The sequence below is a fragment of the Sphingomonas sp. MM-1 genome (assembly GCF_000347675.2).
In the GTDB taxonomy this organism is placed as follows: Bacteria; Pseudomonadota; Alphaproteobacteria; order Sphingomonadales; family Sphingomonadaceae; genus Sphingomonas_E; species Sphingomonas_E fennica.
Genome location: NC_020542.1, coordinates 35,304 through 50,422 on the forward strand (window position 1 = coordinate 35,304; position 15,119 = coordinate 50,422).

Sequence of the window (15,119 nt, forward strand, 5' to 3'; positions counted from 1 at the left end):
AGGGATTCAAGCCATGGTCTCAACGCCGGAAGCGGGACAGCCAGCCCTCACCGAAAACCACGAGCCGAAGCAGGCAAACTGGGTTGCGGCGGGCGCATTGATCGGCGCGGGGCTCGCCTCGGCTTGCTGCGTCGTCCCGCTACTGTTGGTTATGCTCGGAATTTCCGGCGCGTGGATCGCCAACCTGACGGCGCTCGAACCTTACAAGCCCTATGTCGCAGGCGTAACGCTCGCGCTGCTCGGCTACGGCTTCTGGCATGTCTATTTCAAGCCGAAACCGCCCTGTGAAGACGGTTCCTACTGCGCTCGTCCACAATCGGCTTGGACCACCAAGGCGGTGCTGTGGCTGGGCCTTGCCGTCGCCATCCTGGCGCTCACCATCGACTGGTGGGCACCCTGGTTCTATTGAAAGGAAATACCCATGAAAAAGACAGTATGTATCGCTATGGCCGTGCTGGCTATGGCTGGCGGCGGGGTCGCCTATGCAGTTAGTGGCACGGCGCAAGATCGCCCCGCGGCTACCGCAACCGCTCAGAAGCAAACCACCTTTGCCATAGAGAACATGACCTGCGCCACCTGCCCGATCACCGTGAAGAAGGCGATGGAAGGCGTCGCCGGGGTAACGGCGGTCACGGTCGATTTCGCAGCCAAGACCGCGCGCGCAACCTATAACCCGCGCCGCACCAATGCTGCTGCGATTGCCGCTGCATCAACCAACGCGGGTTATCCGGCGCGCGCTATTCAAAACTGAGCGGGGCGCCGCCAGCGCCTCAAGAAAGCGATAAGCAATGAACGACTGTTGCAACCGCCCCGGGCAGGAAGGATTTGACGTGGCCGTCATCGGCGCGGGTTCTGCCGGGTTCTCCGCCGCGATCGCCGCTGCCGATCTGGGCGCGAAAGTGGCGCTCGTCGGTCACGGCACGATTGGCGGCACCTGTGTCAATGTTGGCTGCGTTCCTTCCAAGACGCTGATCCGCGCCGCCGAAGCGGTGCATGGTGGGCTTGCCGCCGCGCGCTTTCCCGGCCTTGGGGGCGCTGTCCAGATGGATGACTGGTCCGTATTGGCGGCGTCGAAGGACGATCTTGTCACGACGCTGCGCCAAAAAAAATATGTCGATCTGCTGCCCGCCTATGACGGTGTGAGCTATATCGAGGGCAAGGCACGCTTTGCCGATGGTGCGCTGATTGTCGGCGATGCGCCCATGAAGGTCGGCAAGGTCATATTGGCGATGGGTGCGCACGCCGCCGTGCCGCCGATTCCGGGGATGGACAGCGTGCCCTACCTAACCAGCACATCGGCGCTGGCGCTGGATCGCTTGCCCAAATCGCTGCTGGTGATCGGTGGCGGGGTGATCGGGGTAGAACTGGGACAGATGTTTTCGCGTCTGGGCGTTGATGTCACCATCTGCTGCCGAAGCCGCCTGCTCCCCGAAATGGACCCGGAAGTGAGTGCCGCGCTGAAAAACTATTTGGAAGCCGAGGGCGTGCGGGTTTGCGCAGGTGTCGGCTATCAGCGTATCGCCCAAACACAGAGCGGGGTCGAATTGACCTGCGAGGGGCATTGTGACACCGTCGCGGCGGAACAGGTGCTCATCGCCACCGGACGCCGACCCAATAGCGACGGGCTTGGGCTGGAGGAGCGCGGCATAGTGCTTGCCCGTAATGGTGGAATCGTCGTCGATGACCACCTCGAAACGTCGGTTCCAGGCATTTACGCGGCGGGCGATGTAACGGGACGGGACCAGTTCGTCTACATGGCCGCCTATGGCGCAAAACTGGCCGCGCGCAACGCGGTGACGGGCAACCAATACCGCTACGACAATTCCTCCATGCCATCCGTCGTCTTCACCGACCCGCAAGTCGCCAGCGCCGGCCTCACTGAAACGACAGCACGGGCGCAAGGCCTGGACATCAAGGTTTCGCTGCTCCCGCTCGATGCTGTGCCAAGGGCACTGGCAGCACGCGATACGCGGGGTCTCATCAAACTGATTGCCGACAAGGCGAACGACCGTTTGCTGGGCGGCCAGATCATGGCACCCGAAGGCGCGGATTCGATCCAGACACTGGTGCTGGCGATCAAACACGGCATGACCACCCTGGAATTGGGTGCAACGATATTTCCTTACCTGACCACTGTGGAAGGCCTCAAACTGGCGGCCCAAACGTTTGATAAGGATGTCGCCAAACTGTCTTGCTGCGCCGGGTGATTGCTCGGGGATCAACCGGCAACGAATGGCCTCCCTCCAGTGCAAGCCGCTTTGGTGTCAATTTTGTTATTCGCCTCAGCGGGAGAGCAAAATGGCACGACGCCGACTTCTGACCGGAGACGAGCGCCGGCGCCTGTTCGATCCTCCTGTCCAAGAAACCGCGATCATTGGGCATTATACCCTTTCTGCGGAAGATGTTGAATTGGTTGGGCGCCGCTATGGTCCAGCAAATCGCCTCGGTCTGGCTGCACAAATCGCTTTGATGCGACATCCCGGCTTTGGTCTGCAACCCGAGATCGGGCTTCCCGACGTCATTCTTCAGTACCTCGCGGCACAGTTATTCGTCGATCCTTCCTCCTTCTCTGCATATGGTCAGCGCGCGCAAACCCGTACCGATCATGCCGATCTCGTGGCGCGTTATCTTGGCATACGCCCGTTTCGACGCGGCGACCTGGCACTTGCCCTGAATCTTGCCGCGCAAGCCGCCGAGTATACAGACAGAGGTGAACCGATTGTTCGCGCCCTCATGGTTGGCCTGAAGGGTGAGCGGTTCATTCTTCCGTCAGGCGACACACTGGAACGCGCCGGTCTTGCTGGCCGGGCACGCGCACGCAAAGCTGCCGCAGCCGCAATCGTCGAAGGCCTCAGCTCTGCTAAACTGACACGGCTAGACGAACTCGTAATCAACAACCCGGATTTCGGCATGACACCGCTGGCGTGGTTGCGTAATTTCGAAGAAGCCCCGACTGCGGCCAATATCAATGGCTTGCTTGAGCGCCTGCGCTATGTTCGCGGCATAGGTATCCACCCGGTAGTTGGGGGCGCCATTCCGGAATTCCGCTTTGCCCAATTTGTCCGCGAGGGCGGCGTGGCACCGGCATTCCTGCTTTCGGATTACAGCGTCAATCGCAGGCGGGCGACGTTGACGGCCGCAGTGATCGACCTTGAGGCCAGACTTGCCGATGCCGCGATCCAAATGTTTGACCGACTTATCGGCGGCATGTTCACGCGCGCGCGGCGTGGGCGCGAGCGTCGCTACCAAGATAGTATTCAGTCGGTGGGGCAACTCATGCGGCTGTTTGGCGCCACGATTACAGCACTTGATGAGGCTGTCCAGAATGGCGGCGATCCGCTCGAATTGATTGACGAAGCGGTGGGCTGGCACCGGCTTGTTGCGGCAAAGGCCCAAGTAGATGCCCTTGCTGATCTTGCCGGCGAGGACGCACTGGTAACGGCAACCGAGCGTTACGCCACGCTACGGCGTTTCAGCCCGGCATTTCTGGACGCCTTCACCTTCAAGGCGTCTGGAACAGGGACGGCACTGATCAAAGCCATCGATGTCATTCGCGATGCGAACACACGAAAGTCGCGCGACTTTCCCGATGGCGTTCCACTGCCATTCCCCAATCGGCAGTGGAAGCGTCTCATCACCGAAAGCGGCCGTATCGACCGCCGACGTTATGAAATTGCGATCATGGCAACCTTGCGTGATCGTTTGCGCGCCGGTGATGTATGGATCGAGGGAACCCGCAACTATCAGCGCTTCGATGCCTATTTGCTGGGTCGGCGCGACGCCGCCAAAGTGGCGGATGTGCTTCCGTTCGATTCAAATGCTGCATCCTACCTCGCTGACCGGGCACGAAATCTTGACTGGCGGCTGCGCCGATTTGCCAAGCAGTTGAAAACAAACAAGCTTGAGGGAGTGTCGCTCGAACGAGACCGGCTCAAGCTTCAGCAAATGCCGCCTGTCACCCCACCGGAAGCTGAAGCCCTCGATCGCAAGCTCGATACCCTGCTTCCCCGCGTGCGCATCACCGAGCTGCTGCTTGAAGTCGCCGAACGCACTGGTTTTTTGAACGCATTCCGTGACCTGCGCTCAGGCAAGGAGCACGACAACCCCAGCACGGTACTCGCCGCAATTCTGGCTGATGGCACCAACCTCGGGCTGGAGCGGATGGCCAATGCCAGCGAAGGCGTCAGCTATGCCCAACTCGCATGGACCCACAACTGGTATCTTTCACCCGAGAACTATCAGGCCGCGCTGGCCATGATCATCTCAGCCCATCACGAATTACCCTTCGCGCGGCATTGGGGCGCTGGCACCAGTTCGTCGTCCGATGGCCAGTTCTTCCGGTCGGGGCGGAGCCGTTCAGGGGCGGCGGACGTCAATGCCAAATATGGCGCCGAACCTGGCGTGAAAATCTATTCTCACCTTTCCGATCACTTCGCATCATTCGGATCACGAATCATGTCCGCGACGGCAGGTGAAGCGCCTTACGTGCTCGACGGGCTTGTCCTGGGCGCCGGCAACCTTCCGTTGCATGAGCACTATACCGATACCGGCGGCGCCACCGATCATGTTTTCGCACTCTGCCACCTACTCGGGTTCCGCTTCGCGCCCCGGCTGCGCGATATTGGCGACCGCAAGCTGGGTTCGATCGCTGCGCCATCGACATACAAGGGCATCGAAAATCTGATGGGCCGCACCATCAAAACGGCAGCGATCGAGGCCGATTGGGATGACATCGTCAGGATTGTCGCCTCAATCAAGGATGGCACGGTGGCGCCGTCAGTAATCTTGCGAAAACTTGCCGCCTACAAACGCCAGAACAGGCTGGATTTTGCATTGGCTGAACTGGGCCGTATCGAGCGCACTTTGTTCACGCTCGATTGGCTTGAACAACCGGAACTGCGACGTGCCTGTCAGGCCGGTCTCAACAAAGGCGAGGCGAGGCACACGCTTGCCGCCGCCATCTATACCAACCGGCAGGGTCGGTTCACCGATCGCTCGCTGGAAAATCAGGAATTTCGCGCATCTGGGCTGAACCTGCTGATTGCGGCGATTTCCTACTGGAACACGGTCTATCTCGACCGGGCCGCCCAGCACCTCAACGCTGTCGGCACGACGTTCGATGCGGCACTGCTTGCGCACCTTTCTCCGATGGGCTGGGCGCACATCAGTCTGACCGGCGATTACCTCTGGGAGCAGGCCAGGCGACTTCCAGCAGGTGAATTCCACCCACTCAACGAGCCAATGGCGCGGTTGAAGCGTGTAGCGTAGCCCATGTTCCGCTTATGTCCGAGAAATCGTTGTCTGGCGAACAAACCTTGAGGTGACGCCATTGTGGATGCTGTTGGCCCCGCCGCCCAGGATGAAGGCGAGAGCGACGATCGCAAATCCGATCGGCGCGAGACCGATCAGCAGCATGGTTGCACCCATGACAGCGGCTGTGCCGAACGCGGCCAGGCCAACCCTGTGACCAATGACCTTTTCGGCCATCGCGGCGCCGATCAGCATTCCCCCAGCCCATAGTGCGGTCAGCACGCCGAAGGTGGTCGGGCCGCTCGCCAGCGTCACGGTGACGAGGAACACGAAGGCGACATCGGCGATGGCGGTCGCGAACACTTCGAGACTGAGCGCGCCCGTCACCACCATCACGCGCCGATTGCGGAGCAGCGGGAGATAGTCCGCAAACAGCGTCCGTTCTTCCACGTCGCCGCGCTCGGGCGCGCGGCGCAGGCCGCTTGCCAGCACGACAAGCGCCAGCAGGCCGAAGCTGGCGGCGTCGGCCAGGAGCGCGGCGCGCGATCCGATCCAACCCACCAGCACGCCGCCAGCGACAGGACCGGCGAGCATCCCGAGGCTCCGGACGATTTCCAGCAGCGAGTTGGCGCGTGCGAGCGTCATCCCCAGCGCGTTCGCCAGTAACGGGATCAGCGCAAAGGTGGCGGCGCTGCTGATCGTGAACAGGAGGCTCAGGCAGGCCGCCCCGACAAGCGTGAGAACCGGATGGTGGGCGATGAGCGCGATCACGCCCGCTTGCAGCACCGAGGCCGCAACCAGAATGCGTGCCGCGTCCCGGCGGTCGATCAGGCGGCCCGCCCAGGGCGCGGCGATGAGACCGGGGAGCAACTCCGCGATCAGCAGCGCCGGCACCGCGTAGGAGGGCGCGTTCTCGGCCGTGCGGAACATCAGTGTCAGCAGCGTGATTTCATCGCCGATCGTCGAGACCGTCAGCGCGGCAAGAACCAGCCATCCCCAGCCTTGCCGAAATCCGATCGCGACCGATCCATGTGTATTCTCCATCAGGTTTCCTACACCGGATCGAATCTCATCGCATACGGGCCTCCGATCGGCTATGATAGAGGGGCTTCATATGTGGTCATCACATGCACCGGGTCCGCCGGGCTGTTAACCGGCGGACCCACTTACTCCAAAGTGATCTTGGGATCGGGAAGGAATCGCGACAAGCCCCGCCGCGCTTCCACGACGCGGCGGAGCTTGGGTCGCACCTAAGTACATAAGGCGTTCCACGACCCCGGCGACCAAAGATGAGTTTACGGCTATCCCGCGCCGATCGCCAGAATATATTCGGATATATTCTATGCCGTCATTTTACGTTTGATCGAAGCTGCCCGCGAATTCGCGCTGGTCGTAATATCGGATCTTCTGGACCCGGAGAGGGTCTTTACCCTGGATCAATAGCAGCTGCTCGTCCGGCCCCATCCGCATGATTTCATCGGGGTTCATGAGGTTGCGGGTGCTGACCTGAGTGTTGGTTGAGCGGGTATGCTTACTGCGCTCGAAAATGCTGCCGTGCGTCTCGGAGTAACCCGCCGTGCGAAATTCGAGGGTTTCCTGCCCCATCGACTTGGAAAGCAGTTCGGCGGTCGCATGGTCGTTCACCCCGAACGCCTGCAACACCCCGGCATTCGACAGGAAGGTGCCCGCTCGCTCGCCATAGAGCGCGCGCAGCTGGTGCATGTCCTGCAAGATGGGCCAGAGCTGCAATCCGTATCCGGCCATCAGGCCCATGGCGCGCTCGACGGGTTCGAGCCTGCCCAGGGCGGCGAACTCATCGAGCAGGAACAGGACGGGCCGCGCTGGCCTGGCGGGCGAGCGGGCCATGTCGGTGAGCGCCTGGGCGACCAGTAGCCGCAGCCAGCGCGAATAGGCGTCGAGGCGATCGGGGGGCAGGCACAAGAACACCGTGGAAACCCCCTCCTTCAATCCTGCGAAGGTGAAATCCGAGGCCGATGTGCTGGCGATGATGCGGGGGCTATCGAGAAAATGGGTATGGCGCTGCGCCGAGGACAACACCCCTGCGGCTTCGCGATCGGACTTGCCGAGGTGGCGGTTGGCGGCGCGGGCGATGAGACCGCCGGCGCCCCGGCTGTCCTGCATGAGGGCCAGCAGATCGGCAAAGTCCTTGGGCGCGCGCGTGAGATAGTCGCGCACCGTTGCCAGGGTGCGGTGTTCGCGGTCCTCGTGGACCACGGCATAGAGGATCAGGCCGGCGATGAGCGCCTTGGCTTCCTCGTTCCAATGGGCCTCGCCGCCTTGCCCTGCGGCATCATGGACCAGGGCGTCGGCCAGCGTCATCGCGTCTTCGGCCAGATCGAGGCTGTCCGGGTCGAGACGGTCGAGCGGATTATAGCGGGCGGCGGGTTGTCCGGAGACGCCGAAGGGGTCGAGGCACCAGACCTTGCCCTTGGTAGCGCGGGCGCGGGCGGTGACGCGGGCATTCTCACCCTTGGGGTCGATGCAGATCACCGAACGGTCGATGGTCAGCAGGTTGGGGATGATGGTGCCCACGCCCTTGCCGCTGCGGGTCGGGGCCATGGTCAGGAGATGGGCGGGTCCGTCATAGCGCAGCAGCTTGCCGGTCTTGAAGGACCGGCCAATGAGAAGATCGCCTTTGTTGCTCGCCAGGGCGCGCACGTCATTGAGTCCGCCGAAGGCGGCCGAGCCGAGCAGCTCGTTGCGGCGGCCTTTGAAGCCGTATTTCCAGACCAGGACGAGGAAGATGACGAGCGCGACCCAGGCGATGGTGCTGGCGATCGCGGTCGGCAGCAGCTTTTCGAGCAGCCAGGACGTGCCGAGCAGGACAGCCAGGCTACCGCCGATAACAAGGAAGCAGCCCCCGTTATTCTCTTCCCCGACGACAGGCCCGCTCATTTTTGCGGGTCCAGCGGAGTGGTCAACCAGATGAGGCGCAGCCAACGAGCAGGCTGGCGGGGACATAGGGCGAAGGGCAGGGGCATAGTTCTTCCCGTCCACGTTCGAGAGGTTTCAGGCGATCGAGCCGTGGTGCGGATCGCGCGGCCGAGCTGGCGGAGCCATTCCATCATCAGGATTCCCTCCCCTTGTCGCTTTCGGGATGTTCGGCGCAGATCAAGAGGCTTCACGCCGGGAAGATGGTTTAAGCCGGGGCGCATGGTCAGCGATTCTCGGGCAGGTCGATAGCGGTGATGCCCGGAGCGGCGGCGATGGCGTCCACCAGGCTACCGACGGTTTTCATTCGGTGGCTGGGCCAGTCGCGCGAGACGGTGACATAGCCGGCGTCGGTCTGGACGTTGATGATTGCGGTAGTAGGCAACAGATCGAGCAGGGTTGCGAGCTTGTCCTGAATGTCGGGGGTGATGTGGCCGATACCCGGCCCGACCATCAGGAGCTGCCAGGAGAGGTGCGAGGCGTCAGTCATCTTGTTCTCCAATCCGGGCGCGAATGAAGCGGACGCGCTCGGGAACCGGGGCGCGGGGGAGGGCTACCAGCTCGTAGCGAAGGCTGGCATAGACCGTGACCATTGCCTGATAGGTGGCCTCGGCTTCCTCCGGGCTTTGTTTCCTCTCCGCATCCCCGACGAATATCTCGGGCCAAGGCGGCGCGATGAACACCCGGCGCTGATAGCGGAACAGGTCGGCGGCGCGATCGACAGCGGCCGGGACGGGCAAACTGCACAGGTGCAGATAGCCGACAACATCGGGCACGCCACGATCGAAGATGACCGGCCCCGCGCGATCATGGGCCTCATGCCAGGACCGCAACTCCCAGCCCAGCATCAATTCCGCGAAGGCCGCGCGATCGGCCCAGGGGAGGGCGGTGCCGCCGATTGCGAGCTGATCGCGGATGATGGCGCGGCCGGCTTCCGGCATGTGGTCGAAACCTTCGGCCGCCAGCGCTGCAATGAGGGTGCTTTTGCCGGAGCCAGGGCCGCCGGTGATGATATGAAAATCGGGCAGATCAGCCATTCTCCTCGCCTTCCGCTTCCGCGTCGAAGGCGCGTTTGCCCCGCCGCTTCCAGAGCACCAGCCTGTCGCGATCCTCGCGCGCCTGCGCGGCGAGTTCGAGCATCGCGCCGTAGAGAGTGGCGCGATCGTCGTCGGCCAGTTCGACCAGGCCGGCTTTCTGGACGAGGCCGCCCAGCTCTATGAGATGGCGGGTGCGTTCGCGGCGGGCCACGACCCATCCTCTCGTATCGGTGCGGCGCTGGGCGGCCTCAATCCTGCGTCTCGCCTGCGCCAGTCTGGTTTCCGCCTTGTGCGTTGCCGCCAGCGCGTCGGGAAGCCTTGCGCCCGCGTCCCTGAAAGAAGGCCGCGCCCTTCACGCGCCACGCCTCCCTTTCGTCCGCGCTGGCGCTTTCGGCAGCGGCGAGCAGCGCGCCCGCCAGCGTGTCGAGGTCGAGCGCATCGGCCCCGGTGGACGTGACCAGCTCGCCGAGCTGCTGGACCTTCTTCACCTTGAGCGCGCGCGCCTTGTCATTGAGCGCCCGCAGCTCCGCGTCATAGTCGCGCACCTTCCGCATCATCTCTCCCTCGCGCCCATGAACCAGAGCCGCAGCCTAGCACGATCGTGCCGGAAAGGTAGTGCCCATGCTAGAAAATGCGGCCAAGTCAATCATGCGAACGGCAGAGAGTGTGAGTGCGCGCTTATACGTCGTTGCCGACGTGCGCTCAGAAAGGCAGTATAGCGGCCGTCATGGCGATCTACCATTTCTCGGCCAAGGTCATCAGTCGCGCCAACGGATCGAGCGCCGTTGCCAGTGCAGCCTATCGTGCGGCTGAGCGGCTGCACGATGACCGGCTCGGGCGCGATCATGATTTCTCGAACAAGGCCGGCGTCGTCCATTCGGAAATCATGTTGCCCGAAGGTGCGCCAGAGCGTTTAAACGATCGCGCGACCTTGTGGAATGAGGTTGAGGCCGGCGAGAAGCGGAAGGACGCTCAGCTTGCCCGCGAGGTCGAGTTCTCGATTCCGCGCGAGTTGAACCAGCAACAGGGCATCCAGCTTGCCCGCGATTTTGTCGAAAAGCAGTTCGTGGAACGCGGCATGGTCGCGGACATGAATGTGCATTGGGACATGGGGAAGGACGGCCAGCCCAAGCCGCACGCGCATGTCATGCTGTCGATGCGCGAGGTAGGGCCGGAGGGCTTCGGCCAGAAGGTGCGCGAGTGGAACAGCACGGCGCTCTTGCAGGAGTGGCGCGAGGCGTGGGCCGATCATGTCAACGAGCGGTTGGCCGAGCTGGATATTGATGCCCGCATAGACCATCGGACGTTGGAGGCGCAGGGCATCGACCTTGAGCCGCAACACAAGATCGGGCCGGCGGCGTCGCGTATGCCCGAACAGGGGCTTGAGGCCGAGCGGGTCGAGGACCATGCCCGGATCGCGCGCGAGAATGGCGAAAAGATCATCGCCAATCCGCAAATCGCGCTCGATGCTATCACGCGGCAACAGGCGACGTTCACGCGGCGCGACCTGGCGCAGTTCGCGTTCCGCCACAGCGACGGCAAGGATCAGTTCGACCAGGTGATGAGCGCGGTGCGAACCTCGCCCGAGCTGGTGGCGCTGGGGAAGGACTGGCGCGGCGAGGACCGCTTTACTTCCCGCGATATGATCGAGACGGAGCAGCGGTTGGAGCGCGCCGGCGATCGGCTTGCCGATCGGACGGGGCATGGTCTCCCGGCAACGTCGCAACCAAGGGGGCTGGACGCTGCCGGGAGTGGTGGCCTCGCGCTGGGGGACCAGCAACGGGACGCGCTGGCGCATATCACCGGCAAGAACGACCTGGCAATCGTGGTCGGCTATGCCGGCACCGGCAAATCGACCATGCTGGGCGTGGCGCGCGACGAATGGGAGCGGGCGGGCTATCAGGTGCGGGGCGCGGCCTTGTCGGGGATCGCGGCCGAGGGGCTTGAGGGCGGTTCCGGCATCGCCTCGCGCACGATCGCGAGCATGGAATATCAGTGGGACCAGGGCCGCGAGCTGCTAGGCCCGCGCGACGTGCTGGTGATCGACGAGGCCGGCATGATCGGCACGCGCCAGATGGAGCGCGTATTGTCTGAGGCCGAGAGGGCAGGGGCGAAGGTGGTCCTTGTCGGCGACGCCGAGCAGTTGCAGGCGATCGAGGCCGGCGCTGCGTTCCGCTCGCTTGCCGAGCGCCACGGCGCGGCTGAGATCAACGAGGTTCGCCGGCAGCATGAGGACTGGCAGCGTGACGCCACGCGGGCGCTGGCGACGGGCCGCACCGGCGAGGCGATCCATGCCTATGCCGAGCACGGCATGGTCCACGCGGCCGAGACGCGCGAGGCGGCGCGGGCCGAGCTGATCGACACATGGGACGCGCAGCGCCGCGCCGATCCGGACAAGAGCCGGATCATCCTCACCCACACCAATGCCGAGGTGCGCGATTTGAACCTGGCTGCGCGCGATCGGCTGCGCGACGCCGGCGACCTGGGGCAGAACGTGCGCGTGTCGGCCGAGCGGGGCGCGCGCGACTTCGCGGCGGGCGACCGCATCATGTTCCTGAAGAACGAGCGCGGGCTAGGGGTGAAGAACGGCACGCTGGGGCAGGTCGAGCGGGTATCGCCCGACAGCATGGCCGTTCGCCTTGACGATGGCCGGAGCGTCGCGTTCGACCTGAAAGATTATGCCCATGTCGATCATGGCTATGCTGCGACCATCCACAAATCGCAGGGCGTGACGGTCGATCAGGGGCATGTGCTGGCGACGCCGGGGATGGACCGCCATTCGGCCTATGTGGCGCTGTCGCGGCACCGTGACGGGGTGCAGCTCCATTACGGCCGTGACGACTTCGCCGACGATCGCCGGCTTGTCCGCACGCTGGGGCGCGAGCGGGCGAAGGACATGGCATCGGACTATCCGATGTTCCGTGATCCCGATCAGGAGATTCGTGCTTTCGCTGACCGGCGCGGGCTGTCGGGCGAGATCCGCGTTGCGGATGCGCCCGAGCGTCAGGGCGTGGAGCTTCTTGGTCCGCGCGCGGGCACCATGCGCCAGATGGGCGAAGATCCACGCACGCGCGAGATCGGCCACCGTGATGCCAGCGGCCGCGGCGCTGGCGACGCGAAGGCCGCGGCCGAGCGACAGCCGCGGCGGGGTATGTTCGACGGCTTGAAGCTGTCGGCCGACCCGGCGAAGGCGGCCGAGCCAGCACAGGGCGCGAAGGAAAAGGCGGCTCCCAAGCGTGGCATGTTCGACGGGCTGAAACTGCCGTCGCGCACGCCAGCGCCGACGCCGGCGAAGGAAATCCCAGCGCGCGCTGAGCAGGGCCAGGACCGCGATTTCCGGCGTGCGGTCGAGCGCGCCTCGCGTTCGGCCGAAGCGGTGTTGCAGGCGCGGGCATCGGGCGGGCCGGTGCTGGAGCATCAGAAGGTCGCGCTCGAGCGCGCAACCGAGGCGCTGGACCAGGCCAGGCCGGGAGCCTCGCAGGATATGGCAGCAGCGATGAAGCGCGATCCCGCCTTGCTGCGCGACGCGGCGGCGGGGCGCAGCGGCCCGATGATCGAGGCGATGCGCCAAGAGGCGCGGGTGCGGGCCGATCCGAACTTGCGCGCCGACAGGTTCGTGGAACGCTGGCAACAACTCTCCCAGGACCGCGACCGCCTCTATCGCGCTGGCGACACGACAGGCCGCGATCGGGCAGGCAAGGAAATGGCGGGCATGGCGAAAAGCCTTGAGCGCGATCCTCAGGTGGAATCGATCCTGCGCAATCGTACGCGCGAGCTGGGGCTTGAGATCGGCATGGGGCGGGGCCGGGACATGGGCGGGGGCGATCTAGGTCGCCAGTTGACGCATGAACTCGGGATCGGCCGCGATCATGGCTTAAGCCGGTAAGGAGAAACGAGAATGGGCGATGATGATGGTTTCGACGACGCCGACGATCCGGCGCGGGCGTTCGCGCGGGTCGAGGATCGGTTGGCGTCGGTGCATGGCGAGGTGGCGTTGCTGCGCGCCGCGATCGAGGGACTGACCGCCGCGCGCGAGAATATCGAGATTCCCGATTATGAACCGACGCTGGAACGCACCGAAAAGATATTGGTGGCGCTCGCCCAGCGGATCGACCCCATTGCCAAAAGCCCGCTTCTGTCGATGACGCCCGATTCTATGGCGAGCCAGATCGCGACGGCGGCTACGGCCGCTCGCCGTGAGGACGCGCGGCTTGTCGCCGAGGCGCGCGCGGGGCTGGACCAGGCCGCGCGCGAGATCGGTAATCGGCTCGCATCGGCACGGCACGGCGACGAGCAAAATCGCTGGTTGTATGTGATGGGCGCTTGCGGCGTGGTGCTGGGGCTGTTGCTCTATGCCTTCCTTGCCGGTCCGATCGCGCGGTGGACGCCCGATAGCTGGCGTTGGCCCGAGCGCATGGCAATCCGCGTCCTCAATGAGCCTGGCCCTTGGGGGGCGGGGCAGCGGTTGATGCAGGCGGCCGATGCGGAGAGCTGGGCGCTGATCGTCGCGGCCTCGCCGCTGACGGATGCCAATCGCGAGACGGTGCAGAAATGCCGTGAACGGGCCGCCAAGGCGAAAGAGCCGGTGCGCTGCACGATCGAGGTGAAGCCATAATAGGAAAATGGCTGAATTCAGCAGCAATTCACTCCCAATGGCGAACCATGTCCGTGACGGTTTATGGAGGATACCATGCGTGCTCTCATCACAGCATTATTACTTCTTGGCCCATGCAGCGCTGCATACGGCCAGATTGCCCCGCGCGCGCCCTCTGGTCCTGAACGAATACCCGGCGCCATCATTGATGTGCAAGTGCGCTTTGATCAGCAAGCTGCTGGACGCGAACTCGGCGAGACTCGCAAGCGCATAAAACGCGGGCGGGACAGCGGTGATCTATCGAAGCAAGAAGCTCGCGCGCTGCGTAAGGAAGCGGATCAAATCGGCACATTGGCAGAACGCTATGGTCGGGATGGCATTTCCGATTCCGAACGCCGGGAGTTGGATATGCGTTCCCGAGCACTGGGAGGCTTGACCGAAGCACGGCGCGCGCAAGGAGGTAATAAAGTCCCCTGACTCTCCGAAAATTTTCGGCGAAAAAATTAATCGTCTAACATGATTTCATAAGATGAGCAGAAATGCTCTACCAAGTCTTTCCAATTGTCATTGTAAAGAGCATCTCTAAGCTTGATTAGGGTGCCGCCTCTTGAGATTTCCCAAATCTCTATTATTGGTAGATAGAAGCATCCTTTCACGTTTCGTAACATGATAACGTTGAAGAGAATCCGGGCGGCTCTGCCATTGCCATCTTCGAAGGGATGAATGGCGTTTACACCAGAAAACGCAAGAATAGCTGCCCATAGTGGTGAGGAATCTTCGCATTCCTGAATTGCGCGATCAAGATTTTCAATCAAAGATGGGATCATATGCGGAGGCGGGTATATGCCGCGATTTCCGAACTTGTCCTTGTTGGTGCCTACTTCTTTCGATCGCATCCTTTTCTGCGAGACAGCTATTAATTCGATCGTTGCATCCAAAGCCCCAAGGATTCCCGTGGATTGTGCAGAAGCAACGCTCTGTGCAATGGTTATTTCGGTAGAGGATGTCCGGGATTTTTGGACGCCGCCGTCCATAAAGTTGAGATAGGGACTGAGCGGGTGTTGTAGCTCCTCGACCCTGGATTTGATATCCTGTCGAGCGGAATTATGAATCTTCCGGATTGCGGCCAGGGGATCGGTTCCTCTCTTGTCCGCAAGATCGGCCTCTACCATCCGCAGTCGATCCCGCAATTCAGGCTTCAGGGTCGCCAGCGCTGGCGGCTTGAAGGGGGGCACATAGACATCGCCGATATGGTATTCGGCATTGTTACCCAATGGATCGTTCAT

The 15,119-nt window shown here is 63.0% G+C and carries 14 protein-coding genes; 7 read left to right on the plus strand and 7 right to left on the minus strand.

The genetic code is table 11. The annotated features are described in order from the left end of the window. Nucleotides 1–13 precede the first annotated feature (13 nt). The 4 genes from G432_RS19405 (at nucleotide 14) to G432_RS19420 (ending at nucleotide 5,268) form a co-directional block, all read left to right on the plus strand. On the plus strand, nucleotides 14–409 hold the full coding sequence (locus G432_RS19405) for a mercuric transporter MerT family protein (RefSeq protein ID WP_014072602.1): 396 nt from the start codon (nucleotides 14–16) through the stop codon (nucleotides 407–409). 12 nt (nucleotides 410–421) lie between these two features. Continuing rightward, nucleotides 422–751: a heavy-metal-associated domain-containing protein gene (locus G432_RS22760; RefSeq protein WP_004213249.1), complete on the plus strand. Its 330-nt coding sequence runs from the start codon at nucleotides 422–424 to the stop codon at nucleotides 749–751. A 37-nt stretch (nucleotides 752–788) separates the two neighbouring features. Next, on the plus strand, nucleotides 789–2,207 hold the full coding sequence (merA, locus tag G432_RS19415; RefSeq protein WP_004213247.1) for a mercury(II) reductase: 1,419 nt from the start codon (nucleotides 789–791) through the stop codon (nucleotides 2,205–2,207). A 91-nt stretch (nucleotides 2,208–2,298) separates the two neighbouring features. Continuing rightward, entirely contained in the window at nucleotides 2,299–5,268 is a 2,970-nt protein-coding gene (locus G432_RS19420; RefSeq protein ID WP_015449233.1) for a Tn3 family transposase, read from the plus strand. A 12-nt stretch (nucleotides 5,269–5,280) separates the two neighbouring features. On the opposite strand, the gene G432_RS19425 is transcribed toward G432_RS19420, so the two are convergent. The 6 genes from G432_RS19425 to traD all read right to left on the minus strand — a co-directional run bounded on the left by G432_RS19425 (nucleotide 5,281) and on the right by traD (nucleotide 9,793). Continuing rightward, nucleotides 5,281–6,294 (minus strand): MFS transporter, encoded by a 1,014-nt coding sequence (locus tag G432_RS19425; RefSeq protein ID WP_015449234.1) that lies wholly within the window; start codon nucleotides 6,292–6,294, stop codon nucleotides 5,281–5,283. Between the two features lie 309 nt (nucleotides 6,295–6,603). Next, complete coding sequence (locus tag G432_RS19430) at nucleotides 6,604–8,166, minus strand: type IV secretory system conjugative DNA transfer family protein (protein WP_015449235.1); 1,563 nt, start codon at nucleotides 8,164–8,166, stop codon at nucleotides 6,604–6,606. Between the two features lie 262 nt (nucleotides 8,167–8,428). Then, the gene (locus tag G432_RS19435) at nucleotides 8,429–8,692 is read right to left on the minus strand and encodes a hypothetical protein (RefSeq protein WP_015449236.1); all 264 of its coding nucleotides are present in this window, start codon (nucleotides 8,690–8,692) and stop codon (nucleotides 8,429–8,431) included. Beyond that, on the minus strand, nucleotides 8,685–9,239 hold the full coding sequence (locus G432_RS19440; protein WP_015449237.1) for an AAA family ATPase: 555 nt from the start codon (nucleotides 9,237–9,239) through the stop codon (nucleotides 8,685–8,687). The genes G432_RS19435 and G432_RS19440 overlap by 8 nt, the downstream gene beginning before the upstream one ends. Further along, complete coding sequence (locus G432_RS19445) at nucleotides 9,232–9,450, minus strand: conjugal transfer protein TraD (protein WP_015449238.1); 219 nt, start codon at nucleotides 9,448–9,450, stop codon at nucleotides 9,232–9,234. The genes G432_RS19440 and G432_RS19445 overlap by 8 nt, the downstream gene beginning before the upstream one ends. A 37-nt stretch (nucleotides 9,451–9,487) precedes the next feature. Next, nucleotides 9,488–9,793 (minus strand): conjugal transfer protein TraD, encoded by a 306-nt coding sequence (gene traD / locus G432_RS19450; RefSeq protein ID WP_015449239.1) that lies wholly within the window; start codon nucleotides 9,791–9,793, stop codon nucleotides 9,488–9,490. Nucleotides 9,794–9,966: 173 nt separating this feature from the next. Between traD and traA the strand changes: the two genes are divergently transcribed. From traA to G432_RS22765, 3 genes are all read left to right on the plus strand, one after another. Further along, entirely contained in the window at nucleotides 9,967–13,125 is a 3,159-nt protein-coding gene (gene traA / locus G432_RS19455; protein ID WP_015449240.1) for a Ti-type conjugative transfer relaxase TraA, read from the plus strand. Nucleotides 13,126–13,137: 12 nt separating this feature from the next. Next, a complete protein-coding gene (locus G432_RS19460; protein WP_015449241.1) occupies nucleotides 13,138–13,854 on the plus strand; it encodes a DUF6118 family protein in 717 nt (238 codons plus the stop codon). A 75-nt stretch (nucleotides 13,855–13,929) separates the two neighbouring features. Continuing rightward, complete coding sequence (locus G432_RS22765; RefSeq protein ID WP_144062182.1) at nucleotides 13,930–14,310, plus strand: hypothetical protein; 381 nt, start codon at nucleotides 13,930–13,932, stop codon at nucleotides 14,308–14,310. Nucleotides 14,311–14,336: 26 nt separating this feature from the next. Here the strand turns inward: G432_RS22765 and G432_RS22770 are convergent, their stop codons facing one another. After that, entirely contained in the window at nucleotides 14,337–15,119 is a 783-nt protein-coding gene (locus G432_RS22770) for a Fic family protein (protein WP_084673707.1), read from the minus strand.